General features: G+C 71.9%; 23 protein-coding genes and 1 tRNA gene. 13 read left to right on the top strand and 11 right to left on the bottom strand.

The window, feature by feature from the left end; translation table 11 throughout:
* Positions 1–4 precede the first annotated feature (4 nt).
* From SLAV_RS23860 to SLAV_RS23845, 4 genes are read left to right on the top strand one after another with little or no spacing between them, the layout of a single operon-like run.
* The gene (locus tag SLAV_RS23860; RefSeq protein ID WP_030229475.1) at positions 5–1,498 is read left to right on the top strand and encodes a pyridoxal phosphate-dependent decarboxylase family protein; all 1,494 of its coding nucleotides are present in this window, start codon (positions 5–7) and stop codon (positions 1,496–1,498) included.
* Entirely contained in the window at positions 1,482–2,783 is a 1,302-nt protein-coding gene (locus SLAV_RS23855) for a lysine N(6)-hydroxylase/L-ornithine N(5)-oxygenase family protein (protein WP_030229473.1), read from the top strand. Before SLAV_RS23860 ends, SLAV_RS23855 begins: the two co-directional genes overlap by 17 nt.
* Positions 2,780–3,358: a GNAT family N-acetyltransferase gene (locus SLAV_RS23850; protein WP_037687109.1), complete on the top strand. Its 579-nt coding sequence runs from the start codon at positions 2,780–2,782 to the stop codon at positions 3,356–3,358. Before SLAV_RS23855 ends, SLAV_RS23850 begins: the two co-directional genes overlap by 4 nt.
* Positions 3,355–5,136, top strand: coding sequence for an IucA/IucC family protein (locus tag SLAV_RS23845; RefSeq protein WP_030229469.1), 1,782 nt, complete (start codon positions 3,355–3,357; stop codon positions 5,134–5,136). Before SLAV_RS23850 ends, SLAV_RS23845 begins: the two co-directional genes overlap by 4 nt.
* 95 nt (positions 5,137–5,231) lie before the next feature.
* Here the strand turns inward: SLAV_RS23845 and SLAV_RS23840 are convergent, their stop codons facing one another.
* The 3 genes from SLAV_RS23840 to SLAV_RS23830 all read right to left on the bottom strand — a co-directional run bounded on the left by SLAV_RS23840 (position 5,232) and on the right by SLAV_RS23830 (position 9,967).
* The gene (locus SLAV_RS23840) at positions 5,232–7,022 is read right to left on the bottom strand and encodes a CAP domain-containing protein (RefSeq protein WP_159038062.1); all 1,791 of its coding nucleotides are present in this window, start codon (positions 7,020–7,022) and stop codon (positions 5,232–5,234) included.
* Positions 7,023–7,256: 234 nt separating this feature from the next.
* Positions 7,257–8,288, bottom strand: coding sequence for a toxin glutamine deamidase domain-containing protein (locus SLAV_RS23835; RefSeq protein ID WP_051840781.1), 1,032 nt, complete (start codon positions 8,286–8,288; stop codon positions 7,257–7,259).
* A 98-nt stretch (positions 8,289–8,386) separates the two neighbouring features.
* Complete coding sequence (locus SLAV_RS23830; RefSeq protein WP_030229464.1) at positions 8,387–9,967, bottom strand: beta-N-acetylhexosaminidase; 1,581 nt, start codon at positions 9,965–9,967, stop codon at positions 8,387–8,389.
* Positions 9,968–10,019: 52 nt separating this feature from the next.
* Between SLAV_RS23830 and SLAV_RS23825 the strand changes: the two genes are divergently transcribed.
* The 3 genes from SLAV_RS23825 to glmS all read left to right on the top strand — a co-directional run bounded on the left by SLAV_RS23825 (position 10,020) and on the right by glmS (position 13,179).
* Positions 10,020–10,907 (top strand): DUF4429 domain-containing protein, encoded by an 888-nt coding sequence (locus SLAV_RS23825; RefSeq protein WP_030229463.1) that lies wholly within the window; start codon positions 10,020–10,022, stop codon positions 10,905–10,907.
* 107 nt (positions 10,908–11,014) lie between these two features.
* Positions 11,015–11,290, top strand: coding sequence for a hypothetical protein (locus tag SLAV_RS23820; RefSeq protein ID WP_030008735.1), 276 nt, complete (start codon positions 11,015–11,017; stop codon positions 11,288–11,290).
* A gap of 71 nt (positions 11,291–11,361) precedes the next feature.
* Positions 11,362–13,179, top strand: a complete 1,818-nt coding sequence (gene glmS, locus SLAV_RS23815; protein WP_030229462.1) for a glutamine--fructose-6-phosphate transaminase (isomerizing) — start codon at positions 11,362–11,364, stop codon at positions 13,177–13,179.
* Between the two features lie 96 nt (positions 13,180–13,275).
* Here glmS and SLAV_RS23810 read toward each other — a convergent pair whose 3' ends face one another.
* Together SLAV_RS23810 and SLAV_RS23805 are read right to left on the bottom strand one after the other, a co-directional pair.
* Entirely contained in the window at positions 13,276–13,845 is a 570-nt protein-coding gene (locus tag SLAV_RS23810; RefSeq protein WP_030229461.1) for an acetate uptake transporter, read from the bottom strand.
* Between the two features lie 99 nt (positions 13,846–13,944).
* Complete coding sequence (locus SLAV_RS23805) at positions 13,945–14,475, bottom strand: universal stress protein (protein ID WP_030229460.1); 531 nt, start codon at positions 14,473–14,475, stop codon at positions 13,945–13,947.
* A 486-nt stretch (positions 14,476–14,961) separates the two neighbouring features.
* On the opposite strand from SLAV_RS23805, the gene SLAV_RS23800 reads away from it, so the two are divergent.
* The 4 genes from SLAV_RS23800 (at position 14,962) to SLAV_RS23785 (ending at position 17,688) form a co-directional block, all read left to right on the top strand.
* Complete coding sequence (locus SLAV_RS23800; RefSeq protein ID WP_030229458.1) at positions 14,962–15,282, top strand: hypothetical protein; 321 nt, start codon at positions 14,962–14,964, stop codon at positions 15,280–15,282.
* A 376-nt stretch (positions 15,283–15,658) separates the two neighbouring features.
* A complete protein-coding gene (locus SLAV_RS23795) occupies positions 15,659–16,834 on the top strand; it encodes a helix-turn-helix domain-containing protein (RefSeq protein ID WP_100660955.1) in 1,176 nt (391 codons plus the stop codon).
* An 84-nt stretch (positions 16,835–16,918) separates the two neighbouring features.
* The gene (gene orn, locus SLAV_RS23790) at positions 16,919–17,521 is read left to right on the top strand and encodes an oligoribonuclease (protein ID WP_030229455.1); all 603 of its coding nucleotides are present in this window, start codon (positions 16,919–16,921) and stop codon (positions 17,519–17,521) included.
* Between the two features lie 94 nt (positions 17,522–17,615).
* Positions 17,616–17,688: transfer RNA gene (locus SLAV_RS23785), tRNA-His, on the top strand.
* Here the strand turns inward: SLAV_RS23785 and SLAV_RS23780 are convergent.
* Both SLAV_RS23780 and SLAV_RS23775 read right to left on the bottom strand, forming a co-directional pair.
* On the bottom strand, positions 17,680–18,804 hold the full coding sequence (locus SLAV_RS23780; RefSeq protein ID WP_078950283.1) for a LacI family DNA-binding transcriptional regulator: 1,125 nt from the start codon (positions 18,802–18,804) through the stop codon (positions 17,680–17,682). The two genes, SLAV_RS23785 and SLAV_RS23780, sit on opposite strands and share 9 nt — an antisense overlap.
* Positions 18,805–18,874: 70 nt before the next feature.
* Positions 18,875–19,696, bottom strand: a complete 822-nt coding sequence (locus SLAV_RS23775) for an NAD(P)H-binding protein (RefSeq protein WP_030229451.1) — start codon at positions 19,694–19,696, stop codon at positions 18,875–18,877.
* A gap of 141 nt (positions 19,697–19,837) precedes the next feature.
* On the opposite strand from SLAV_RS23775, the gene SLAV_RS23770 reads away from it, so the two are divergent.
* Positions 19,838–20,335, top strand: coding sequence for a MarR family winged helix-turn-helix transcriptional regulator (locus SLAV_RS23770; RefSeq protein WP_030229449.1), 498 nt, complete (start codon positions 19,838–19,840; stop codon positions 20,333–20,335).
* A gap of 117 nt (positions 20,336–20,452) precedes the next feature.
* Here SLAV_RS23770 and SLAV_RS23765 read toward each other — a convergent pair whose 3' ends face one another.
* The 4 genes from SLAV_RS23765 to SLAV_RS23750 all read right to left on the bottom strand — a co-directional run bounded on the left by SLAV_RS23765 (position 20,453) and on the right by SLAV_RS23750 (position 23,796).
* Complete coding sequence (locus tag SLAV_RS23765; protein WP_030229448.1) at positions 20,453–20,749, bottom strand: DUF3303 family protein; 297 nt, start codon at positions 20,747–20,749, stop codon at positions 20,453–20,455.
* Between the two features lie 122 nt (positions 20,750–20,871).
* The gene (locus SLAV_RS23760; protein WP_030229447.1) at positions 20,872–21,534 is read right to left on the bottom strand and encodes an NADPH-dependent F420 reductase; all 663 of its coding nucleotides are present in this window, start codon (positions 21,532–21,534) and stop codon (positions 20,872–20,874) included.
* Between the two features lie 137 nt (positions 21,535–21,671).
* Positions 21,672–23,057, bottom strand: a complete 1,386-nt coding sequence (locus SLAV_RS23755; protein WP_030229446.1) for a sensor histidine kinase — start codon at positions 23,055–23,057, stop codon at positions 21,672–21,674.
* Positions 23,058–23,109: 52 nt separating this feature from the next.
* Positions 23,110–23,796, bottom strand: a complete 687-nt coding sequence (locus SLAV_RS23750; RefSeq protein WP_030229444.1) for a response regulator transcription factor — start codon at positions 23,794–23,796, stop codon at positions 23,110–23,112.
* A 78-nt stretch (positions 23,797–23,874) separates the two neighbouring features.
* Between SLAV_RS23750 and SLAV_RS23745 the strand changes: the two genes are divergently transcribed.
* Entirely contained in the window at positions 23,875–24,429 is a 555-nt protein-coding gene (locus tag SLAV_RS23745; RefSeq protein ID WP_030229443.1) for a hypothetical protein, read from the top strand.
* The last annotated feature ends 96 nt before the right edge of the window (positions 24,430–24,525 follow it).

The following is a 24,525-nucleotide window of genomic DNA, read 5'->3' as shown; positions in this document are numbered from 1 at the left end:
GTTGATGCGCTCGCATCTGCTGAACGAGACGACCGCGGACCTGTACCGGCGCTCCGTCACCGAGGGCGTCGACCGCGTCGCCGCCAAACTCGCGACCACGGAACGACCCCACACCGGCATATCCGTCGACGAGCTCGCCCCGGTCATCGCCTCGATCGACCTCGACACCCCGCTGGCCGACACCGCGGCCGCACTCGACGAACTCGAAGGCGTCTACCTCCGCGACGCGGTCTACTTCCACCACCCCCGCTACCTGGGCCACCTCAACTGCCCGGTGGTCATCCCCGCGGTGGTCGGCGAAGCGGTCCTCTCGGCCGTCAACTCCTCGCTCGACACCTGGGACCAGTCCATCGGCGGCACGCTCATCGAGCGCCGCCTGATCGAGTGGACCGCCCGCCGCATCGGCCTGGGCGAGGGCGCCGACGGCATCTTCACCTCCGGCGGCAGCCAGTCGAACTTCCACGCGCTGCTCCTGGCCCGCGACGAGGCCTGCCGCATCGTCATGAAGCGCTCCCTGGACCGGGGCGTCGAGCTCACCAAGGCCGAACTGCTGCCGAAGCTGCGCATCTTCACCTCCGAGGCCAGCCACTTCAGCGTCCAGAAGTCGGCCGCCATGCTCGGCCTCGGCTACGAGGCGGTCATCTCCGTCCCGGTCGACCGCAACCGCCGCATGGACACCTCGGTGCTCGCCCTGGAGCTGGAGAACCTCGCCGCCGAGGGCCTCTTCCCCATGGCCGTCGTCGCCACCGCCGGCACCACCGACTTCGGGTCCATCGACCCGCTCCCCGAGATCGCCCGCCTGGCCTCCGAGCACTCCGCGTGGATGCACGTCGACGCCGCCTACGGCTGCGGACTGCTGGTCTCCCCCACCCGCCGGCACCTCCTCGACGGCATCGAGCACGCCGACTCGGTCACGGTCGACTACCACAAGTCCTTCTTCCAGCCCGTGAGTTCCAGCGCGATGCTGGTCCGCGACCGCGACACCCTCAAGCACGCCACCTACCACGCGGACTACCTCAACCCGCGCCGGATGGCCGAGGAGCGGATCCCGAACCAGGTCGACAAGTCGATCCAGACCACGCGCCGCTTCGACGCCCTCAAGCTCTGGATGACCCTGCGCGTCATGGGCGCCGACGGCCTCGGCTCGCTCTTCGACGAGGTCATCGACCTGGCCGCCGCCGGCTACGAGGTCATCGAGGCCGACCCGCGCTTCGAGGTCGTCGTCCGCCCGCAGATCTCCACCCTGGTCTTCCGCTACGTCCCCACCGAGGGCGAGTACCGCGCGGACCTCCTCGACGAGGCCCAGCTGCACGCCCGCAAGGCCCTGTTCGCCTCCGGTGAGGCCGTCGTGGCCGGCACCAAGGTGGACGGCCGCCAGTACCTGAAGTTCACCCTCCTCAACCCGCAGACCACGACGTCCGACATCGCGGCCGTCCTCGACCTCCTCGCCGCACACGCCGAGCAGTTCCTGGGAGAATCCCTTGCCGTCCACCGTTAAGCCCCACGACTTCATCGGCATCGGCCTGGGTCCCTTCAACCTGGGACTCGCCTGCCTGACCGCGCCGATCGACGAGCTCGACGGCCTCTTCATCGAGTCGAAGCCGCACTTCGAGTGGCACGCCGGCATGTTCCTCGACGGTGCACACCTGCAGACGCCGTTCATGTCGGACCTGGTCACCCTCGCCGACCCGACCTCGCCCTTCTCCTTCCTGAACTACCTGAAGGACAAGGACCGGCTGTACTCCTTCTACATCCGGGAGAACTTCTACCCGCTGCGCGCCGAGTACAACGACTACTGCCGCTGGGCCGCCGACCGGCTCGACAACGTCCTGTACTCCACCTCGGTCACCGAGGTCACCTACGACGAGGCCGCCGGCCTCTACCAGGTCCGCACGGACAAGGGCGTGACCCACCTCGCGCGCCGCCTGGTCCTGGGCACCGGCACCTCGCCCCACGTCCCGCAGGCCTGCGCGGACCTCGGCGGCGACTTCCTGCACAACTCGGCCTACATGCAGAACAAGGCGGAGCTGCAGAAGAAGAAGTCGATCACCCTGATCGGCTCCGGGCAGAGCGCGGCCGAGATCTACTACGACCTCCTCGCGGAGATCGACTCGTACGGCTACCAGCTGAACTGGGTCACCCGCTCCCCGCGCTTCTTCCCTCTCGAATACACCAAGCTGACGCTGGAGATGACCTCCCCCGAGTACGTGGACTACTTCCACGCCCTCCCGGAGGACACCCGCTACCGCCTGGAAACCCAGCAGAAGAACCTCTTCAAGGGCATCGACGGCGACCTGATCAACGAGATCTTCGACCTGCTCTACCAGAAGAAGATCAGCATGCCGGGCCCCGTCCCGACCACCCTGCTGACCAACACCTCCCTGAACAGCACGGCGTACGACACCACCACGGGCACCTACACCCTGGGGCTGCGTCAGGAGGAGCAGGAGCGGGACTTCTCCCTCTCCACCGAGGGCCTGGTGCTCGCCACCGGCTACAAGTACGTCGTCCCCGGCTTCCTGGAGCCGGTCCGCGACCGTCTGCACTTCGACGGCCACGGCCGCCTCGACGCGGCCCGCAACTACAGCGTGGACACGACCGGCCGGGGCGTCTACCTCCAGAACGGCACGACCCACAACCACTCCATCACCTCGCCCGACCTGGGCATGGCCGCGTACCGCAACGCGTACATCGTCGGTGAGCTGCTCGGCCGCGAGTACTACAAGGTCGAGAAGTCCATCGCGTTCCAGCAGTTCGCGGCCCCGGAAGGCACGCACGCATGAGCACCCCCACCGAGATCCTCTTCACCCGCACCGACGCCGTCCTCGGGACCTTCGCGATCCGCCCCCTGGACCCCTTCGCCGACGCGGAGCTGCTCCACGGCTGGGTCACCGACCCCAAGGCCGCGTTCTGGATGATGCAGGACGCCACGCTCACCGAGGTGGAGCGCGAGTACGTGCGCATCACCACGCACGAGCACCACCAGGCCTTCATCGGCCTGCACGAGGGCCGGCCCGCCTTCCTGATGGAGAGCTACGACCCGGCGCACCTGGAGCTGGTCGGCCTGTACGACGCCGAGCCCGGCGACGTCGGCATGCACTTCCTGGTCGCCCCGACCGACACCCCGGTCAGCGGCTTCACCCGGGCCGTGATCACCACGGTGATGGCCTCGCTCTTCGCCGACCCGGCGAACCTCCGCGTCGTCGTCGAGCCGGACGTCCGCAACAAGGCCGTCCACGCCCTCAACGAGGCCGTCGGCTTCGTCCCCGAGCGCGAGGTCGTCAAGCCGGAGAAGACCGCCCTGCTCAGCTTCTGCACCCGCGAGCAGTTCGAGGCCACCCAGCAGGAGTCGATATGAGCCTGTCCGACGCCATCTCCCACCTCTCCCCGGAGCTGTGGGCCCGCGCGAACCGCGCCCTGGTCCGCAAGGCACTCGCCGAGTTCTCCCACGAGCGCCTGCTGACCCCGAAGCTCCTGGACTCGGGCCTCTACTCGGTCCTCAGCGACGACGCCACCGTCGAGTACCGCTTCGCCGCGACCCTGCACGCGCTGGACCACTGGTCGGTGGACGAGGCCTCCATCACCCGCCACCGCGACGGCGGACCGGCCGAGCTGGACGCCCTCGACTTCCACATCGAGCTCCAGCGGACCCTGGGCCTGAGCGCCGAGGTCCTCCCCGTCTACCTGGAGGAGATCTCCTCCACCCTGGCGGGCTCGGGCTACAAGTACACGAAGCCGCAGGTCTCCTCCGCCGTCCTCGCGAAGTCCTCCTTCCAGGACATCGAGACCGGCATGACCGAGGGCCACCCCTGTTTCGTCGCCAACAACGGCCGGCTCGGCTTCGGCGTGCACGAGTACCTCTCGTACGCCCCGGAGACCGCGAGCCCGGTCCACCTGGTGTGGGTCGCCGCCCGCAAGGACGTCTCCACCTTCACGGCGGGCGCGGGCCTGGACCACGACACCTTCGTCCGCGAGGAGCTCGGCGAGGACGCCCTCACCCTCTTCTCGGCGAAAATGGCCTCCCTCGGCCTGGACCTCGCGGACTACCACCTGCTGCCCGTGCACCCCTGGCAGTGGTGGAACAAGACCACGGTCACCTTCGCCGCCGAGATCGCCAACCGCCGCCTGGTCCTGCTGGGCGAAGGCTCCGACGCCTACCTCGCGCAGCAGTCGATCCGCACCTTCTTCAACACCACCACCCCCACGAAGCACTACGTGAAGACCGCCATCTCGGTCCTCAACATGGGCTTCATGCGCGGCCTGTCCGCGGCCTACATGGAGGCCACCCCGGCCATCAACGACTGGCTGCACCAGCTGATCGAGAACGACGAGGTCCTGCGGTCCGTCGACTTCTCGATCATCCGCGAGCGGGCGGCGATCGGCTACCACCACCGCCAGTACGAGCGCGCGACGGACCGCTACTCCCCGTACCGCAAGATGCTCGCCGCGCTGTGGCGCGAGTCCCCGGTGAACTTCGTCGAGGGCGACGAGCGGCTGGCCACGATGGCCTCCCTCCTGCACGTGGACGCGGACGGCAAGTCCTTCGTCGGCGCGCTGATCGAGGAGTCGAGCCTCACCCCGGCCGAGTGGCTGGCCTCCTACCTGCGGGCCTACCTCGTCCCGCTGCTCCACTGCTTCTACCAGTACGACCTCGCGTACATGCCGCACGGCGAGAACACGATCCTGGTCATCAAGGACGGCGTCGTCCAGAGGGCGATCTTCAAGGACATCGCCGAGGAGATCGTGGTCATGGACCCGGACGCGGTCCTGCCGCCCGCGGTCGAGCGGGTCCGGGCGGACATCCCGGAGGACATGAAGCTGCTGTCGGTCTTCACGGACGTCTTCGACTGCTTCTTCCGCTTCCTCGGCCCGATCCTCGCCACCGAGGGCATCTGCGAGGAGGACACCTTCTGGAGGGCCGTGGCCGACTGCGCCCACGCCTACCAGGACTCGGTCCCGGCCCTCGCGGACCGCTTCGCCCGCTACGACCTGTTCGCGGACGAGTTCCAGCTGTCCTGCCTCAACCGCCTGCAGCTGCGCAACAACAAGCAGATGGTCGACCTCGCCGACCCGTCGGCGGCCCTCCAGCTGATCGGCACCCTCAAGAACCCCGTCGCGCCCTTCGCCCGGCGCTGACGGCCCCCGGGCCCGGCACTCCCCGAAATACGGTCCCTTCGAGGAGTGCCGGGCCTGCTACCGGGCACTACGGGCTCGACGAGCCCCCAGGTGCCCTACGGGGTCGGGAACACACCCGGCCCGAACCGCACCGGGTCGTGCCACGGCTGCGTGCCCACCACCCACGCGACGTTCAGGAACCCCTGCCGGTCCACGGAGAGCGCGGTCAGCAGATCGGGCTTCTGGTTCGCCATGGCGACGGATTCCCCGGGCGCGAAGGAGGCCGGCCCGAACCGCACCGGATCGTGCCACGGCTGGGTGCCCACCACCCAGGCCACGTTCAGGAACCCCTGCCGGTCCACCGCCAGCGCGGTCAGCAGATCCGGCTGCTGCTTGGCCATGGCCACGGACGCCCCGGCGGGGAAGACGCCCGGCCCGAACCGGACGGGATCGTGCCAGGGATCCGTCCCGACCACCCAGGCCACGTTCAGGAACCCGTCCCGGTCCACCGCCAGCGCGGTCAGCAGATTGTCGTTCTGCTTCGCCATGGCCACCGGCGCCCCGGCGGGGAACACACCCGGCCCGAACCGCACCGGATCGTGCCACGGCTGGGTGCCCACCACCCAGGCCACGTTCAGGAACCCCTGCCGGTCCACCGCCAGGGCAGTCAGCAGATCGGGCTTCTGGTTCGCCATGGCCACCGGCGCCCCGGCGGGGAAGACGCCCGGCCCGAACCGGACGGGATCGTGCCAGGGATCCGTCCCGACCACCCAGGCCACGTTCAGGAACCCCTCCCGGTCCACCGCCAGCGCGGTCAGCAGATTGTCGTTCTGCTTCGCCATGGCGACGGACGCGCCGGGCGGGAAGACCCCGGGCCCGAACCGCACCGGGTCGTGCCAGGGCTGCGTACCCACCACCCACGCGACGTTCAGGAACCCCTGCTTGTCGACCGCCAGCGCGGTCAGCAGATCGGGCTTCTGCTTGGCCATGGCCACCGGCGCCCCGGGCGGGAAGACCGCGGGGCCGAACCGCACGGGGTCGTGCCAGGGCTCGGTACCGACCACCCAGGCCACGTTCAGGAACCCCTCACGGTCCACCGCCAGCGCGGTCAGCAGGTTGTCGTTCTGCTTGGCCATGGCCACGGGAACCCCGGGCGGGAAGGGCGGCTTGACCGCCGGCACGGGCACCGGCACCGGGCTGCCGCCGCCCGGCGGGATGGCCCGCTGGCCGCCGATGTTGCCTGCGGCGGCGTACCGGCACACCAGGATCCACCCGGTGCTCTTGGCCACGGGGACGTTCTCGGTGAAGCCACAGCCGATCCTGGTGGTGGCCGACTCGGGGGACATCCACACGATCTGCGAGTAGTGGCCCCACAGCCGGAAGTTGGTCCCGGCGGGCGCGCCGGAATTGACCGGGGCGTTGCCGTCCGCGTCGAACGCGGGCTTCTCCGCCATCCAGCTGAAGCCCACCGAGGGGTCCATCGCCATCATCGGACGGGCCGGACCCGGGAAGGCGTCGAAGAGGTTCTCGCCCTCGTTGCCGTTCGTGTCCCGGCTGCTGTGGTGGAGTCCGCCTCCCGCGCTGGAGGCGGGGTCGTCGGCCCAGGCTTGCGCGTCGCAGGCGAGCTTGGGGTCCCAGGTCACCGACACCAGGGCCAGAGCGGGGTTGTACTTCTGAAGCGCTGCCCGGCGCGCGTCGTTGTGGGCCCGTACGAGGCTGTCGGCGTCGGCGGCACTGACGTTGGAGCCGGTGCCGGGCGGGGGGACGGAGGTGGCGCAGACGGGGGACTTCGCGGCCGAACCCGGCTCCGAGAGGCCGCGCGCGAACGCGGGCGCGGCCTGCGCCGGGCCGAACGCGATCAGGCCGCACATGACTGCGGCCGAGGCTATGAAAGGTTTCAGTTTCATCTGATACCCCGGTGTGAGGCACTGCGACGAGGGCCCATGCCGGGGCACCGGAGGAACCACGGGCCGGCACGGCATCGGCCATGACCACGCCCGTCGCCGCTCCTCGTGGCGCGAAGTCGGCGCGGACGTCTCCGTGCGCCGGGCGCGAGTCGCCGCGGGCGCAGGAACGCGCATTCATTGTCGCCCGCCCGCCCCGACTCCGCCGCCCGGCCCGGTTCCCGCCGCTCTCCCGGGCTACGGCCGCAGTCGCGCGAACACCAGCTCCAGCACACCGACGGTGTCCAGCCGCGCCAGGCCACCGGTCATTCCGTCCAGGAACACGACGCTGCCGTTGTTGTGGTGCACGTACAGCAGGTGTCCGCTGACCTCGGTGCCGCGGATCACCCGGCGCACCCACACGACGCCCTGGGTGTCCGGCCCGGTCTCCCCGGCCCGCCGGATCACCTCGTCCCAGCTCCCGCAGCGGATCTGCTCGGAGGTCGGAAAGTATCGCTTGAGCAGCAGCTCCCACCACCCCGGCGCCTCGTGCCCGGGCTGCCACGGCAGGGGCGTCGACGGCGCCCCGGCGATGGCGGCGGCCACGGTCACGACACATCCGCGCGAGTTCAACCGCCGCGCCTGGACCTGGGGGTCCCGTTCCTGCTCGGTCCGGGTGTACTCCCCGGCATCGGTCCAAGGGTCGTCGGAAGCCGGGTGAAAGGGCCGTCCCAGGTCCTTGGGCACCACCACGGAGGCGGTCAGCATGGGCGTGCGCGGGTACCCCGGCCGCTCGGTGGTCCGGCAGGCGAACAGCCACGTCCCGGCGTCCTCGGCGACCGGCTCGATCCCGGCCAGCTCGACGCGCCCCTGGTAGGTGGTGAGGAGCCATTCCAGGGCCCGCTGCCACGGCGTGGCGCTACGGGTCCTCGCCAGCGAGGCCGACTCCCAGCCGCCGTGGCGCACATAGGCCAGGAACTCGTCCATCGGCAGGTGCGACGGAGGGAACCGCACCGCGCCGCCGTCCTTCGGGACGAGAACCACCTTGGTGAGCGGACCGATCCAGTGGTCTCCGGCGTCGATGCTCTCCTGCGTGTCGAAGCGGATGACCCAGGCCAGGTCGAGTTCCTCGCTGAGCTCCGGCTGGAGGACGATCGTCCACGGCTCATGGGCGAAGGCCCGGGCGAGACAGGGCCTCGCCGCCTCGACGGCCTCGTCGAGCGTGACGCCCTCAGCCCTGCGCACCGACGCCGCCTCCGGGACGCCGAGATCCGCTCCGTCGCCGCTCATGCCGCCCCTCCCCGTCCGGCCCCACCGGGAACCGGACCTCTTGCCGTCCGTCGTCAGATCGTCAGATCGTCGCACGGACGCCGGCGGCCCCGATCCGGCTACTCCCAGGGGACCTCCGGGGCCCGGTAGTACGTGATGTCCTGGGCTTCCAGGCGGGGGCCCTGGGCGGCCAGGCGTTCGCGGTACGCCGTCCAGTCGAGGGCGGCGGACGGGGACCAGCCCAGTTCCGCCAGGCCCAGGACGCGGGGGAAGGCCAGCAGTTCCCAGTCGGAGCGGTTCGCGACCGTCTCCGTCCACAGGGGAGCCTCGACCCCGAGGACGGCGGACTCCGGGAGACCCGGGAGGTAGGAGCCCGGGTTCCAGGAGTAGGAGCGCCGGACGGGCACGTAGCCGGCCCAGGCCAGGCCCGGCTTCGTCGCCGTGTCGTACTTCATGTCCAGGTAGGCGTGGTCGGCCGGGGAGAGGATCACCGGGTGGCCGGACTTCCCCGCCGCCACGACCGCCGCCTTCTCGGCGGCGGCCGTCCTGTCGTGGCCCCAGTACTGGAGCACCGCGCCCGGCGCCGGGCGGGCGTTCGCGAGCTGGTGCCAGGCCACCACCGTCTTGCCGTGCTCCGCCACCACCCGCTGGGCCCGGTCCATGAAGGCCGCGTAGTCCGCCGCCGGGGTGGAGTGGGCCTCGTCGCCGCCGATGTGCAGGTAGCGGCCGGGGGTCAGCTCCGCGAGCTCGCCGAGGACCTGGTCGATGAACTCGTAGGTGCGCTCCTTGCCCACGCAGAGCGAGCTGAAGCCGACCTTGATCCCGGTGTAGCGCTCCGGGGCCTTCCCGTCGCAGGTCAGCTCCGGGTAGGAGGCGAGGGCTGCGTTCACGTGGCCGGGCATGTCGATCTCCGGGACCACGTCCACGTACCGTTCGGCCGCGTACGCCACCAGGTCCCGGTACTCCTCCTTGGTCCAGTGGCCGCCGGGCCCCCCGCCGACCTCGCTCGCGCCCCCGTACTCCGCGAGCCGGGGCCAGGAGTCGATCGCGATCCGCCAGCCCTGGTCGTCCGTGAGGTGCAGGTGCAGGGTGTTGATCTTGTACTGGGCGAGCTGGTCGACGTACCGCTTCACCTGCTCCACCGGGAAGTGGTGGCGGGCCACGTCCACCATCGCCCCCCGGTACGCGAACCGCGGGACGTCCACCACCGTCCCGCCGGGCACGCCGCCCGCGCCCCGGACCGGCACCAGCTGGCGCAGGGTCTGTCCCGCGTGGAAGAGCCCGGCCGGGGTGCGGGCGGTCAGGGTGATCCCGGCGGGGGTGGTGCGCAGCCGGTAGCCCTCCGCGCCGAGTTCCGCGTCGCCGGTGTCGAGCCGCAGCCGGACCCCGTCCCCCTCGTCCCCGTCGACCACCGGGAGCGGCAGCCCGCCGGGGCCGCGCAGCTGCTCCGCGAGGAGCTCGCCGACCCGCCGGACCTCCTCCGGCGCGCCCACGCCCGTACGGATCACCGTGCCGGCCCCGAAGACGTACGGGGCGCCTTCGGCCCGCGCGGAGGCGGGCGCGGGCAGGAGCCGTTCGTAGGGGGCGAGGGCGGCGGGGCGGCGGGCGGTGGCCTTGGCGTCGTCGCCGTGGGCCACGGTGCAGGAGACGGCCGCCCCGAGGGCGAGGAGGGTGCCGAGCGCGCGTCGCAGGACTCTCATGCGCCCAGGTATAGGCCAACCGGCCCTGGATTGCCGGTGGGAGAATCCCCGCATGGCGGAAATCATCCAAAAGGACGGTACTTGGACCTTCGACGGGGACGTGGTGCGCATCGTGCCCGGCCGCGACAAGGGGGTCGGACCGCTCCGGCAGCACCTCGGCGAGGTGGTCGTACCGCTGCGGGCCGTCGCGGGGGTCAGCCACGAGCCGGGCCGCAAGGCGGGCCGGCTGCGGCTGCGGCTTCGGGACGGGGCGGACCCGCTGCTGCAGGTGACGGGCGGGCGGCTGCCGGAGTCCTCCGACCCCTATCTCCTGACGGTGGAGCCGGACCGGACCGGGGTCGCGGAGTACTTCGTCGACGAGGTGCGCAACGCCCTGCTGCTGGACCAGGTCGATTCCGGCCCCTCGGACGCCTATCTGCTGCCGGGGCCCGCCGTTCCGATCTCGGTCGGCGCGGGTGACGGGTCGGTGGCCTTCGACGGGGACCGGGTGCTGCTGGACTGGAACTGGACGACGGAGGAGGCGAAGCGTTCCGGCGGGCCGCGGGAGTTCCGCGTCGGCGACGTGCGGTCGGTGGAGTGGACGCCGTCCAGGGGGCTGGAGAACGGCTGGCTGCGGTTCACCCTGAAGGGCGCCACGGCGGCGGCCGCGCCCAAGTACGACCCGCACACGGTGGAACTCTTCGGTTTCAAGAAGGACCCGCTGATGGCGCTGGTCGCGGCGGCCGTGGCGGTGCGGCTCCCGCACCCGGCGGCGCCCGCGCCGGCCCCCGGGCCCGCCGCGCTGCCGCTGGCCGAGTCCCGGGCGGCCCTGGCGGGCGAGCCGGTGGACCACGACACCCTGCTGCGGCGCCTGCGCGACCTGGGCGAACTGCATCGGGCGGGCATCCTGACGGCCGAGGAGTTCAGTGCGGCGAAGGCCGCCATTTTGGGCCGTTTCTGACCGACCCCGGCCGGAATCACCTATTCCTCTGGTCCAGACCAGCGAGATCCTGCCCGATTTCGGGCAGGATCTTTGCGTTCCAGCCCGTGGACCGTCAATATCTACAGGTGCTCGACCGCCGCCCGTCCCATGACGACCTCGTCGACCACCTGGTGCGCAGCACCGCGCTGCAGCGCGGGGAGGCCGCCCGGGTGGTGCTCGACGTGCTCGCGTACTTCGACGAGACGACCGAGGAGTTCGTCCGCCGTCGTCACCGAGAGCTCCAGTCGGGCGGCGCGGTCAACGCGGAGATCTTCGAACGGATCGCCGCCGAACTGCCGCACCGCGCCGTGGCGCCCCCGGAGCTCTCGCTCCGGCAGCTGCGCCGCATCGTCTACGGCTGAGACGACGGGACGACGGGACGACGGGGACGGCGCAGGGCACGGAAACCGAACTACAGGAGGGGCAAGACCGTATGTGCGGAATCGTGGGTTACATCGGCAAGCGCGACGTGGCACCGCTGCTGCTGGAGGGTCTGCAGCGGCTGGAGTACCGGGGCTACGACTCGGCGGGCATCGTCGTCAACAGCCCGAAGGCCGCCGCGCTGAAGATGGTCAAGGCCAAGGGCCGGGTGCGCGAGCTGGAGTCCCGCGTCCCCAAGCGGTTCGCCGGCACCACCGGCATCGCCCACACCCGCTGGGCCACCCACGGCGCCCCGAGCGACATCAACTCGCACCCGCACCTGGACCCCGAGAACAAGGTCGCCGTCGTCCACAACGGCATCGTCGACAACGCCGACGAGCTGCGCGCCAAGCTGGTGGCGGACGGCGTCGTCTTCGTCTCCGACACCGACACCGAGGTGATCACCCACCTGATCGCCCGTTCCCAGGCCGACAGCCTGGAGGAGAAGGTCCGCGAGGCGCTCAAGGTCATCGAGGGCACCTACGGCATCGCCGTGATGCACGCCGACTTCGCCGACCGCATCGTCGTCGCCCGCAACGGCTCCCCCGTGATCCTGGGCATCGGCGAGAAGGAGATGCTCGTCGCCTCCGACGTCGCCGCGCTGATCGCCCACACCCGCCAGGTCGTGACCCTCAACGACGGCGAGATGGCCACCCTCAAGGCCGACGACTTCCGCACCTACACCACCAGCGGTACGAAGACCACCGCCACCCCGGAAACCGTGGAGTGGGAGGCCGCCTCCTACGACATGGGCGGCCACGACACGTACATGCACAAGGAGATCTCCGAGCAGCCCGACGCGGTCGACCGCGTGCTGCGCGGCCGGATCGACGACCGCTTCAACACGGTGCACCTGGGAGGCCTGAACCTCGACCCGCGCGAGGCCCGCGGCATCCGCCGGGTCAAGATCCTGGGCTGCGGCACCTCGTACCACGCGGGCCTGATCGGCGCCGGCCTCATCGAGAGCATGGCCCGGATCCCCGCGGACGCCGAGCCGGCCTCCGAGTTCCGCTACCGCAACCCGGTCGTCGACCCCGACACCCTCTACATCGCCGTCTCCCAGTCCGGTGAGACGTACGACGTGCTCGCGGCCGTGCAGGAGCTCAAGCGCAAGGGCGCCCGCGTCCTCGGCGTGGTCAACGTGGTCGGTTCCGCCATCGCCCGCGAGGCCGACGGCGGCGTGTACGTGCACGCCGGCCCCGAGGTCTGCGTCGTCTCCACCAAGTGCTTCACCAACACGGTCGTGGCCTTCGCGCTGCTCGCCGTGCACCTGGGCCGGATCCGGGACCTGTCGGTCACCGACGGCAAGCGGATCATCGAGGGCCTGCGCAAGCTGCCCGCGCAGATCCAGGAGATCCTCGAAGGCGAAGAGGACATCAAGAAGCTGGCGGCCGAGTACGCCGAGGCCAAGTCGATGATGTTCATCGGCCGGGTGCGCGGCTACCCGGTGGCCCTGGAGGCCTCCCTCAAGCTGAAGGAGATCTCCTACATCCACGCCGAGGCCTACCCGGCCTCCGAGCTCAAGCACGGCCCGCTCGCCCTCATCGAGCCCGCCATGCCGACGGTCGCGATCGTCCCCGACGACGACCTGCTGGAGAAGAACCGCGCGGCGCTGGAGGAGATCAAGGCCCGCAGCGGCCGGATCCTCGCGGTCGCCCACCGCGAGCAGGAGAAGGCCGACCACACCATCCTCGTGCCCAAGAACGAGGACGAGCTGGACCCGATCCTGATGGGCATCCCGCTCCAGCTGCTGGCGTACCACACCGCCCTGGCCCTGGGCCGGGACATCGACAAGCCGCGCAACCTGGCGAAGTCGGTCACCGTCGAGTAGTCGGGCAGGCGGACCGCCACCACCACGGCAGGCATGCGCACGGCCCCCGGGGGACACCCCCCGGGGGCCGTTCGCGCACCTGCGGTCCCCGGACGCTCAGCCCGCGGCGACCGCGCCGCTGCCGGAGGCCTTGCCGAGCGCCGTCGGCCAGTGCGCCAGCGCGGCGGTGGCCCCGTACCAGGCCAGCAGCCCGGAGAGCGCCGCCACCCAGCCGGCGGCCTTGCCGAGCCCGTCGCCGCCGGCGAAGGCGCCTATCGCGAGGAGCACCAGGGAGAGGGTGAGCAGGGCGTAGACGCCCTGGCCGAACAGTCCGCCCGCCGCGCTCACGGTGAGCGTCAGCGCGAGCAGGGCGAACAGGACGAGGAACAGGCCGGCCGCATGTGCCGAAACCTTTCCGTCGGCGCCGCTCGCCCAGGTGAACCAGAAGGCGCCGAGGCCCGCGAACGCCGTGCCGTTGAAGCCGTTGCCGGCCCGGAATTCGAGGAGTCCGAGGACGAACAGGGCGAGACCGCCGACGTACATGGCGAGCGACACGGAGTCGGCCGCGGTCACGCCGCTGACGATGCCCGTGTGGCCGATACCGAACGCGAGAAGGGTGAGCCCCAGGGCGATGTTCCCCAGGGTCGAAGTCGAGGCCGTGCTTCCCGCAGAGACACCGTTGTCCACGGCGGGCTCCCTTCGATCTGCAGTTGTTTGCTGCGTCCCAGCAGCATTTATCTACCCTTTACAAGGGGGTTCACAACCGCACAACCGACGTACAGCGGGTTACGGAATGACAACAACGGGTCGCTGCGCCCGCTTGGCCAGCCGGCCCGCCACCGAGCCGAAGATCCGGCCGACGATCCCGTGCGTGGAGCCGACCACGATGGCGTCGGCCGAGTACTCCCGGCCGACCTCCTCCAGCTCGTGGCAGATGTCCCCGCCGCGCTCGACCAGGATCCACGGCACCTCGGACAGGTAGTCGGCGCAGGCCAGCTCCAGTCCCAGCACCTCGGTGCGGTGGTCCGGCACGTCCACGAAGACGGGCGGCTCACAGCCCGCCCACACGGTGGTGGGGAGCCGGTTGGCCACGTGCACGATGATCAGACCGGAACCTGACCGCCGGGCCATTCCGATCGCGTACGCGAGGGCTCGCTCACTGGACGTGGAGCCGTCGAAGCCCACCACCACGCCGTGCCGGAAGGCCGGGTCGCAGGGGAGTCGGGTCTGTTCCACCGCGCGCAGGTCGCTCGATACGGAATCGGCGAGGGGTTTGCGCTTGCGGTCCGCGGGTTCGGAGAATTCGTGACCGGCCATGGGTGTCTCGGTGAAGAGTCCTCGGGGAAGCGACGGGGGGCGATTTCGACGACGCAGGTGTGTGACGACGCAGGTTTTTGACGACGCGGGTTTTTGACGACGCAGGGTGACGTAGCTCTGTCCGGGAAGCATCTTCCCAAGCCCTTACCCACCAGGGTACGGCGACACTCCTGTCCTGCACAGGGCATGCCGCCCTTGGAGAGCGTCCCAGGGAGCATGCCGGAGCGGCGGCGCCTTGGCAATGGCGGCTGTCCCCTACAGCCAGTGACGACAGGCCCGTGCGCCACCCGTGCGCGCAGTGACCGAGCCGCGCACCGGGGCGTTGGACAGACGTCCGACCGTCCAGGAAGAGCCCGCAGGGAGTACGCCGTGCCCGGCCATCCGGTTCACCCCGTCCAGCCCGTCCAGCCCGCTCCGCCGACGCAGTCCCGCCCGTCCCCCCACTCCGCCGGCGGGTCGCACGGGCCCTCAGTTCTTCACCCGTCCGTGCGGTCCGCCGGGCGCGCCCATGACGACCCGGCGGGTGACGTGGTGCGCTGGGCCGCCTTCAGCTGCCTGCTCGTTCCCGTCGTGCTGGTCGTCTACGGGACCTCCTACGGCGGGGCCGCGGTGGCGACGCTGGGGCTGGCCGCCGTCACCGCCGCCTGCCGGGTGCTGCTGAGGCACTCGGAGAAGACGGAACGGGCTGCGGCGCGGGTGCGATCGGAGGATCCGCTTCCGCTCGGCCACCGGGGCCGGCACTCGCGCAGCGGGGCCGGTTCGCACCGCGGTTGCCACGGTTCCGGCGCCCTCTCCCCTCACGACTGACCGGTTCGCACGTACACACCCGCTTGTTTTCAGCCAACTTCCGGACCGGGTGCCCCCCTTGCCGGAATGTCCCCCCAACCCCCCTACCACCAGCGACTACACGCCTCGGGGGGCGCCGAGACCCTACGGGTACTGGCCATGGCCGGACAGCGAGCTTCCCACCCGGGTAGCGGAGTGGAACGCTTCCTGATCGAATGCTTTTCGCCAAGTTGCCAAGTCGACATAGCGCTGCGTGCTGAACTTGTCACGCCGACACCACGGGACGCAGTAGATTCGATCATGTATTTACGGCGGGGGATCCACGTGCAAGGCCGAGGGGAAACGTGCAGGTGCGACCAGACCAAGGAGTCGCGACACCCAAGGGGGGCTTAGCGCCATGAGCCAGGATTCCACCGCCGCAGTCGTCGCAGACGCGGGCCGGAAGCTCGCGGGGCGTCGCCGCAGGGAGATCGTCGCCGTGCTGCTGTTCAGCGGCGGGCCGATCTTCGAGAGTTCCATTCCACTTTCCGTGTTCGGCATCGACCGGCAGGACGCGGGAGTTCCACGCTATCGACTGCTCGTGTGCGCCGGGGAGGACGGTCCGCTGCGGACCACCGGCGGACTCGAACTGACCGCGCCGTACGGGTTGGAGGCGATCGCCCGGGCAGGCACGGTCGTCGTTCCGGCCTGGCGCTCCATCACTTCACCGCCGCCGCCGGAGGCCCTGGACGCCCTGCGTCTGGCGCACGAGGAGGGGGCCCGGATCGTCGGCCTGTGCACGGGAGCCTTCGTGCTCGCCGCCGCCGGGCTGCTGGACGGCCGGCCCGCGACGACGCACTGGATGTACGCGCCGACGCTGGCCAAGCGCTACCCGTCCGTCCACGTCGACCCGCGCGAGCTGTTCGTCGACGACGGCGACGTCCTGACGTCCGCGGGCACCGCGGCCGGAATCGACCTGTGCCTGCACATCGTGCGCACGGACCACGGCAGCGAGGCGGCCGGGGCACTGGCCCGCCGGCTCGTCGTCCCGCCGCGCCGCACGGGGGGCCAGGAGCGCTACCTCGACCGGTCGCTGCCCGAGGAGATCGGCGCCGACCCGCTCGCCGAGGTCGTCGCCTGGGCACTGGAGCACCTCCACGAGCAGTTCGACGTGGAGACGCTGGCCGCCCGCGCCTACATGAGCAGGCGCACCTTCGACCGGCGGTTCCGCTCGCTCACCGGCAGCGCGCCGCTCCAGTGGCTGATCACCCAGCGGGTGCTCCAGGCACAGCGGCTGCTGGAGACCTCCGACTACTCGGTCGACGAGGTCGCCGGACGCTGCGGGTTCCGTTCGCCCGTCGCGCTGCGCGGGCACTTCCGCCGGCAGCTGGGGTCCTCCCCGGCCGCCTACCGCTCCGCCTACCGGGCGCGCCGGCCGCAGGCCGACGTGTCCCCGGTGTCCGAGCTGTCGGGCGGTCCGCTGCCGCACCAGCGCACACCGCAGCCCCAGCGGGCGGCGGCGGCCCTGGCCGCCTCCGGTCCGAGCGTGACGGAGCTGTACTCCCCGGGACGGGTGCTGCGCGAGCACGCGTAGCGACCGCCCCGGGCATCGCCTGACGAAGGTCCCCCACATCGGCCGAGCACCAATGTGGGGGACCTTCGGCATAAGGTGGGGCGCATGAACGATCGCATGGTGTGGATCGACTGCGAGATGACCGGGCTCTCGTTGACGGACGACGCACTTATCGAGGTGGCCGCACTGGTCACCGACTCGGAGCTCAACGTGCTCGGCGAAGGCGTGGACATCGTGATCCGCCCGCCGGACCGTGCCCTGGAGACCATGCCGGACGTGGTGCGCGAGATGCACACCGCCTCCGGTCTGCTCGACGAGCTGGCCGCCGGAACCACCCTGGCCGACGCCGAGGCCCAGGTCCTCGCGTACGTACGGGAGCACGTCAAGGAACCGCGCAAGGCGCCGCTGTGCGGCAACTCGGTCGGCACCGACCGCGGGTTCCTGCTGCGCGACATGGCCGCGCTGGAGGGCTACCTGCACTACCGGATCGTGGACGTGTCCTCGGTCAAGGAGCTGGCGCGCCGCTGGTACCCGCGGGCCTACTTCAACAGCCCGCCGAAGAACGGCAACCACCGGGCGCTCGCGGACATCAAGGAGTCCATCGCCGAGCTGCGCTACTACCGGGAGGCGGTCTTCGTGCCGCAGCCCGGACCCGATTCGGACACCGCCCGCGCCATCGCCGCCAAGCACGTGGTGGCGGGCGAGTAGGACCCCCGGAGAGGGGCGCGGGAAAAGGGTGGAGCGAGCACCCTCCCGGACCCTGTACCCTTTTCTTCGGCCGGTCGTTCTGCGACCGGACATGGTGGGTGTAGCTCAGTTGGTAGAGCACCTGGTTGTGGTCCAGGTGGCCGCGGGTTCAAGTCCCGTCACTCACCCTGCGGGAAGGCCCCGGTACGCGGAAGCGGACCGGGGCCTTCTGCATTCCCCTCCCCGCCCCCCGGGACGTTCCACGAGGACCCGCGGACCACCAGCCGCGTCGGCAGGACCACCGGCTCCTCCCCCTCCGCCCCCGGCGCTCCCCGACCGCCCGCGATCCGCTCCAGCAGCAGCCGCGCCATGGCCCGGCCCATCTCCTCCCCGGGCTGCCGGACGCTGGTCAGCGGCGGATCCAGGTACCGGGCCGCGGCGGAGTCGCCGAAGCCGGCCAGCGCCACGTCCCCCGGTATCCGGCGGCCGGCGGCGCGCAGCCCGGCCAGCGCCCCGGCGGCCAGCGGGTCGCAGGCGGCGAAGACGGCGTCCAGCGCGGGGCGGCGCTCCAGCAGTTCCCGCACGGCCTGCCGGCCGCCCTCCGCGGTGGGGGCCGCGGCCGAGATCAGCAGCTCGTCCACCGGGCACCCCGCCGCCACCAGGGCCTGCCGGTAACCCTCCAGCCTGCGCCGGTCCCCGCACGCGTCGAGCGGCCCGGTGATCGCGGCTATCGCCCGCCGCCCCCGCTCCAGCAGATGGCGTACGGCCGCGGCGGCGCCCTCCCGGTCGTCACAGTCCACGCTCGGCAGCCTCTCGGAGGCCGACCGGCACCCGCATAGGACCGCCGGGATGCCCAGCCGCACCGCCAGCTCCGGCAGGGGATCCCCGGCACCCGCCGCCACCAGCAGCACCCCGTCGACCCGGCGTCCGGAGAGGAGACCCTCCAGACGGCGGCGCTCCCGCTCGCCGCCCGCCAGGGCGAGCACCAGCTGCACGTCGGTGTCGGCCAGGGCGGCGCCGACCCCGCGCACCACCTCGACGAAGGAGCCACCGGGGAAGAAGGGCGCCTGCGGGTCGGGGACGACCAGGGCGACGGCGTCGGCACGGCCGGCCGCGAGCGCCCGGGCGGCCCGGTGGGGTACGTATCCCAGCTCGGCTACGGCGGCCTCGACGGCGGCCCTGGTCCGCTCGCTGACCCCGGGCGAGCCGTTGACCACGCGGGAGACGGTGCCGCGCCCGACCCCGGCCCGGAGCGCGACCTCCTCCAAGGTCGGCCGGCTTCCGCTGCGCCCGTGACCCGTCATCGCTGCCTCCAGGCTGCGAATCTACTCCCGGCCGGGCCGTCGGCGCCCCCCGGAAGGCGGCCGGTACCGCTCAGCCCGCGAAGTCCTCGGCGTGGTCCCGGGCCCAGGTCTCGAAGGACCGGGCGGGATGCCCCGTCAGCCGCTCGACGGAATCGGTGACCGGGACGGGCAGGCCGTCGGAGGCGGCCCACATGCCGAGGAGGGCCTCGGCGTACGGGCCGGGTATGTAGCCCTCCACCTCGGCCTTCCACTCCTCGGGGGTGACGGCGGTGAAGGGCACGGGCCGGCCGAGGACGGAGCCGAGTATCGCGAGCTGCGCGGCGAAGGTCAGCGACTGCGGGCCGGTCAGGGTGTGGGCGCGGCCGCCGAGGGCCGGGTCGGTCAGGACGGCGAGGGCGGCTTCGGCGACGTCGGCCTCGTGGACGGGGTCGGCGTAGGAGCCCGGGTAGGGCAGGCGGACCGACTGGCCGGACTTCAGCGCCCAGGACCATCCGATGGCGTTGCTCGCGAAGGCGCCGGGCCGCAGCAGGGTGCTGCGCAGCGGGGACGCGAGGAGGGCCTGCTCGACGGCGAGGTGTCCGGCCGACAGCGGGTTCCCGGCCGGGTCCGGGCCGAGCACCGAGGAGGAGGACAGCAGGACCACGTGCTCCACCCCGGCGGCGACGGCCTCCTCGACGAAGGCTTCGGCGGCGGAGGCCTCGGCGTAGAGGAAGACGGAACGGATCCCGGCCAGGGCGGCGGGAAAGGTGGCGGGGTCGGAGAGGTCGCAGTGCACGGCGCCGGGGGTGTCCCGCTCGCGCGAGCCGATGCGGTACGGGATCCCGCGGGCCGAGAGGAGGCCGACGAGGTTGCGGGCGACGGCGCCGCGGCCGCCGGTGACGAGGAGGGACATGGTGGGACTCCTGAGGGATCGGTGCTGCTGTCGGTGTCGCGGCCTTCGGGCCCGGGTAGGGTGAGCAAGAGTTACGTGGTGCAGATTCTGCGTCGCACATTCACTGCGCAACACAGATAAATTTCAGGCATGGAGAAGCCGATGTCAACCGATTCCCCCCGTTCGGGTGAGTGGAGCCGCGCCGAGCTGCTGGCGCGCATCGTCACCGAGAGCCAGCGGCACTACGCCGACTACTCCCTCTTCACCCAGGCCATGGCCGACCACGTGGGCCTGCACCCCACGGACATGCAGTGCGTGGCCCTCCTCGACATGGAGCCCGGCCCGGTCTCCACCGGTGACATCGCCCGCCTCACCGGCCTGACCTCGGGCTCCGCCACCCGCCTCGTCGACCGCCTGGTGAAGGCGGGGATCGTCGAACGCCGGGCCGATCCGGAGGACCGGCGGCGCTCCCTCGTCGTCCTCGCACCCGCCGCCCGCGAACGCATCGGCGCGGCCTGGGACGTCCCGGGCCGCGCCTTCGGGGCCGTGCTGGACGGCTACTCCGACGCCGAGCTGACCGTCATCGCCGACTACCTCCACCGCGCCGCCGAGGTCGGACGGGCCCAGACGCAGCGGCTGCGCGCCGAGGACCGCGCCTGACCGCGCCCCGAGAGGTGATGCCCAGGGGCGCCACGTGCGCCCCCACCGGGCCCGGCACGGCTCCGGCCCGGCTCCGGCACCGGCTCCGGCTCCGGCTCCGGCTCCGGACCGTCGTCGCTACGAGGACCGCAGCGCCCCCAGCGCCGTCGCCAGCTCCTCGGCGGTCATGACCGGGGCCACCTCGATCTCGGCATTGAACTGCTGGAACAGGTCCCACGTCAGCGACGGCAGCTGCGCGCTGTCCTGCAGGTCGAAGACCATCCAGCAGGACCGCACGCCCTCGTGCAGCCCGAAGTACGCCGCCTCCGGCTTGACCGTGTCCATCAGCTTCCTGATCGCATGGGGCAGGGCACCGGTCGGGATCCCCTCGTTGGTCGCGGCGGTGTCCATGTGGGCCCTGAGCATGACTCTCATGCGCGGCTCCTTCCGTCACCCCCACGTTCCGGGCGGCCCGGAGGCCCGGCAACATCTGCGCCCCCGTCCGGGCCGGACGGGGGCGGGGGCGCCACAGAGGGAACGGGCCGGGGCCCGGCCGGTCAGGCTCCCTGGATGTGGAAGTTGAACTCCGAGTGCCCCAGGGCCCCCATCAGCCGGAGCCAGATCGGCAGGAGCATCTCGGTGCCGCGGGCCGTCTCGATGCCGCCGAGGTCGAGGATCGAACGGTCCGGCCACCCGAAGGAGGAGAGGAGGCCGTGCACGGCCTTCTTCGCGTCGGCGTCCTCACCGGAGAGGAAGACGGTGTGCTCCCCCTTCACCCGGGCCGGGTCGACCATGATCTCGCAGTTCATGGTGTTCAGGGTCTTGACCACCCGCAGCTGCGGGAACGTCCGCTGGATCAGCTCGCCCAGGCTGTCGGTGTCGACGGGGTCCAGGCTCGGCGGGAAGCCCTTGGAGAAGTCCAGCGGGTTCGCGATGTCGATCAGGATCTTGCCGTCCAGGTGCGCGGCGTCGGCCTCCGTCAGGGCGGCCACGCTCACCTTCCCGCCGGTGGCGTTGACGAGCGTGTCGCCCTGCCGGGCGGCCTCGGGGAAGTCCGCGAGGGAGACCCGCGGGTGCGCCTCCTGCCAGGCTGCGTACTCGGCGCGGGCCAGGGTGGTCCCGGGGTCGCGGGTGCCGATGACGACCTCGTGGCCCAGGGAGTCGAGCCGGGCGGCGACCGTCCGGCCGACGACACCGGTGCCGAGGATTGCGTAGCGCATGCGGTTTCCAATCAGGCGGATCAGGCGAGGGCTTCGGTACGCCGGGCGAGCTGGCGGGACCCGCCCGGGGACGCACCCGCGCGCCCGGCGGCCTCAACTCACCCGGCCCGTACGGTATTCCACCCGTACCGCGCCCGTCAGCCGCCCCGCCGCTTGCGCCGGCCGCGCCGGACGCCGGGCCCGCGGCCGCCGCCCCGGGCCCGGTCGTCGAGGGCGATCCAGATCCGGACCTCGGTGCCGCCCAGTACGGAGCGCCCCAGCCGGACGTCACCGCCGGTGGACTCCGCGACCCGCCGGGCGATGTCGAGGCCGAGGCCGGTGGAACCGTCGCGGCGGCCGTCGTTGCCGCGCCGCAGGGCGGCGTCCGGGTCGGCGATGCCGGGTCCGGCGTCGGAGACGAGGACGATGACGGCGTCGCCGGCGTCGTGCACGTCCACCGCGAAGGGGGTGCCCTCGGGGGTGTGCCGGAAGACGTTGCCGAGCAGGGCGTCGAGGGCCGCGGCCAGCTCCGGACGGGCCACGGGGATGCGTACGGTACGGTCCACGCCCGCCAGCCGGACCTCGCGGCCCTCGTCCTCGGCCAGTGCCGACCAGAAGGCCATCCGGTCGCGGATCACCTCGGAGGCGTCGCAGCCGGCCCCCGCCGAGCCCGCCGCCTGGGTGGTCGCGGGACGCTGTTCGCGGGCCGTACGGATGATCGTGTCGACCTCCCGTTCCAGCTGCTCAACGGCGGCGCGGGTGTGTTCGGCGGCCGGACCGTCGCCGAGCGAGGCGGCGTTGAGCCGGAGCACCGTCAGGGGGGTGCGCAGCCGGTGCGAGAGGTCGGCGGCCAGTTCCCGTTCGTTGGCGAGGAGTTCCACGACCTGGTCGGCCATGGCGTTGAACGCGACGGCCGCCGAGCGCAGTTCCTTGGGGCCGTCCTCGGGGACCCGCGCCCCGAGCCGTCCGTCGCCCAGCTGGTGGGCGGCGTCCGCGAGCCGTTCGGCGGGCCGCACCAGGCGGGCGCCGAGCCGGTCGGCGACCGCGACGGAGCCCACGACCAGCGCGAGCCCGACCCCGGCGAGGACCAGCCAGGCGGTGGTGACGCCGTTGCTGACCTCGCTCTCCGGGACCAGGATCTCGATGACGGCGATGTCTCCGGAGCCCAGGGCGGTCGGCTGGAGCAGGGCCGAACCACCGCCGGCCACCCGGGCGGTCGTCGCCCGGCCCAGGCTGCGGGTCTCGGCCACGGCGCGGGCGCCCGCCCAGCCCTCGCCGATGTCCACGGGGGCGCCGCCGATGGCGGGGACGTGGACGGCCATCCGGCGGGCGGCGCCCATCTGCGTGGACTCGACGGCCTTGCGCAGCTGGACGGGGTCGGTGGTGATGGACAGGGTCGGCCCCATGGTGGCGGCCTGCCGCTCGGCGTTGGAGAAGGCCCGGTCGCTGGCCATCTCCCGCACCACCAGTCCCAGGGGTACGGCGAAGGCCAGGACCACCATGGTGGTGACCGCGAGGCACACCTTGACCAGGGCCCACCTCATCGGGACCACCTCATCTGGACCGGCTCATCGGGACCGGCTCATCGGGACCGGCTCACAGCGGCGGCTCCAGCTTCACCCCGACCCCGCGCAGCGTGTGCAGGTAGCGGGGCCGGGCGGCGGTCTCGCCGAGTTTGCGGCGCAGCCAGGACAGGTGGACGTCGATGGTCTGGTCGTCCCCGTACGACTGCTGCCACACCTCGGCGAGCAGGTCGCGCCGGGACACGACCACCCCGGGGCGGCCGGCGAGGAAGGCCAGCAGGTCGAACTCCCGCCGGGTGAGGTCGAGTACGGAGCCGTCGAGTTCGGCCTGGCGGCGCAGCGGATCGATGGCGAGTCCGCCGACGCGCAGGACGCGGGAGGGCGGTTCGGCGGCGGCGGCCTGGGAGCGGCGCAGGACGGCGGCCATCCGGGCGGAGAGGTGTTCGACGGAGAAGGGCTTGGTCAGGTAGTCGTCGGCGCCGTCGTTGAGCAGCCGGACGATCTCGGCCTCGTCGTCGCGGGCGGTGGCGATGATGACGGGCACGTCGGTGATGCCGCGCAGCATCTTCAGCGCCTCGGAGCCGTCGAGGTCGGGCAGGCCGAGGTCGAGGATGACCACGTCGAAGCGGTGGTGGGCGACTTCGCGCAGGGCTTCCAGGGCCGTGCCGACGCTCCGCACGGTGTGGGAGGCCTCGGTCAGGTGCCGGATCAGGGCGGAACGTACGAACTGGTCGTCCTCGACCACGAGCACACTTGCCATGGCGGCACCGTAGTCCATTCGGGGGACCCCAGGAGGTGCCGGGCCGCCTCTGGGGCGGGTGGTGCAGTATGTGCCCTGATGCGAAGAGGACTTGTACACGCCCTGGCGTGGGTGCTGGCGACCGCGGCCGCCGTCACCCTGTCGTGGTGGGGCGTGCACACGGTCATGTCCGGGACGGCCTACGATCCTCCGCTCGCGGTGCCGTTGACCACGCAGCCCCTGACCGGAACGCCGCTGTCGTCCTCCACGCGCGGGCCCGAGACCTCCCCGTCGCCTTCCCCGTCCGCCTCCGCTTCCGCCTCGGCCTCCCCCTCGGCCGACGCCCCGTCGGCCTCGCCGTCGAAGCCGAAGGCCGCGCCGCCGGCCGGGCAGCGCCCGTACCGCGAGACGAATGAGGGGGATTCCGCTTCCGGGACGGTGAAGGGCTACTCGGTCTCCGGCGGGCGGGTCGTCTTCGACCTCGGCACCTCCGCGGCCGGCCTGGTCTCGGCGACGCCGGAGGCGGGCTGGCGGATGCAGGTGTGGAAGCAGGACTTCTGGATCCGGGTCACCTTCACCCGCGACGGCCGTGAGGTGTCGGTGTTCTGCACCTGGCACGACCACCCGCCGACGGTGGAGATCGTCGACCCCTGAACGGGCTGCCGGACCGCCCGATCACCGGGCTGCCGGACCACCCGACCACCGGACCACCGGGCTGCCGGACCACCCGACCACCGGACCACCAGGCTG

This window comes from Streptomyces lavendulae subsp. lavendulae (assembly GCF_002803845.1).
GTDB lineage: Bacteria > Actinomycetota > Actinomycetes > Streptomycetales > Streptomycetaceae > Streptomyces > Streptomyces lavendulae.
The sequence above is the reverse complement of the archived record's forward strand: the minus strand, read 5'-3'. Positions and strand labels throughout refer to the sequence as shown.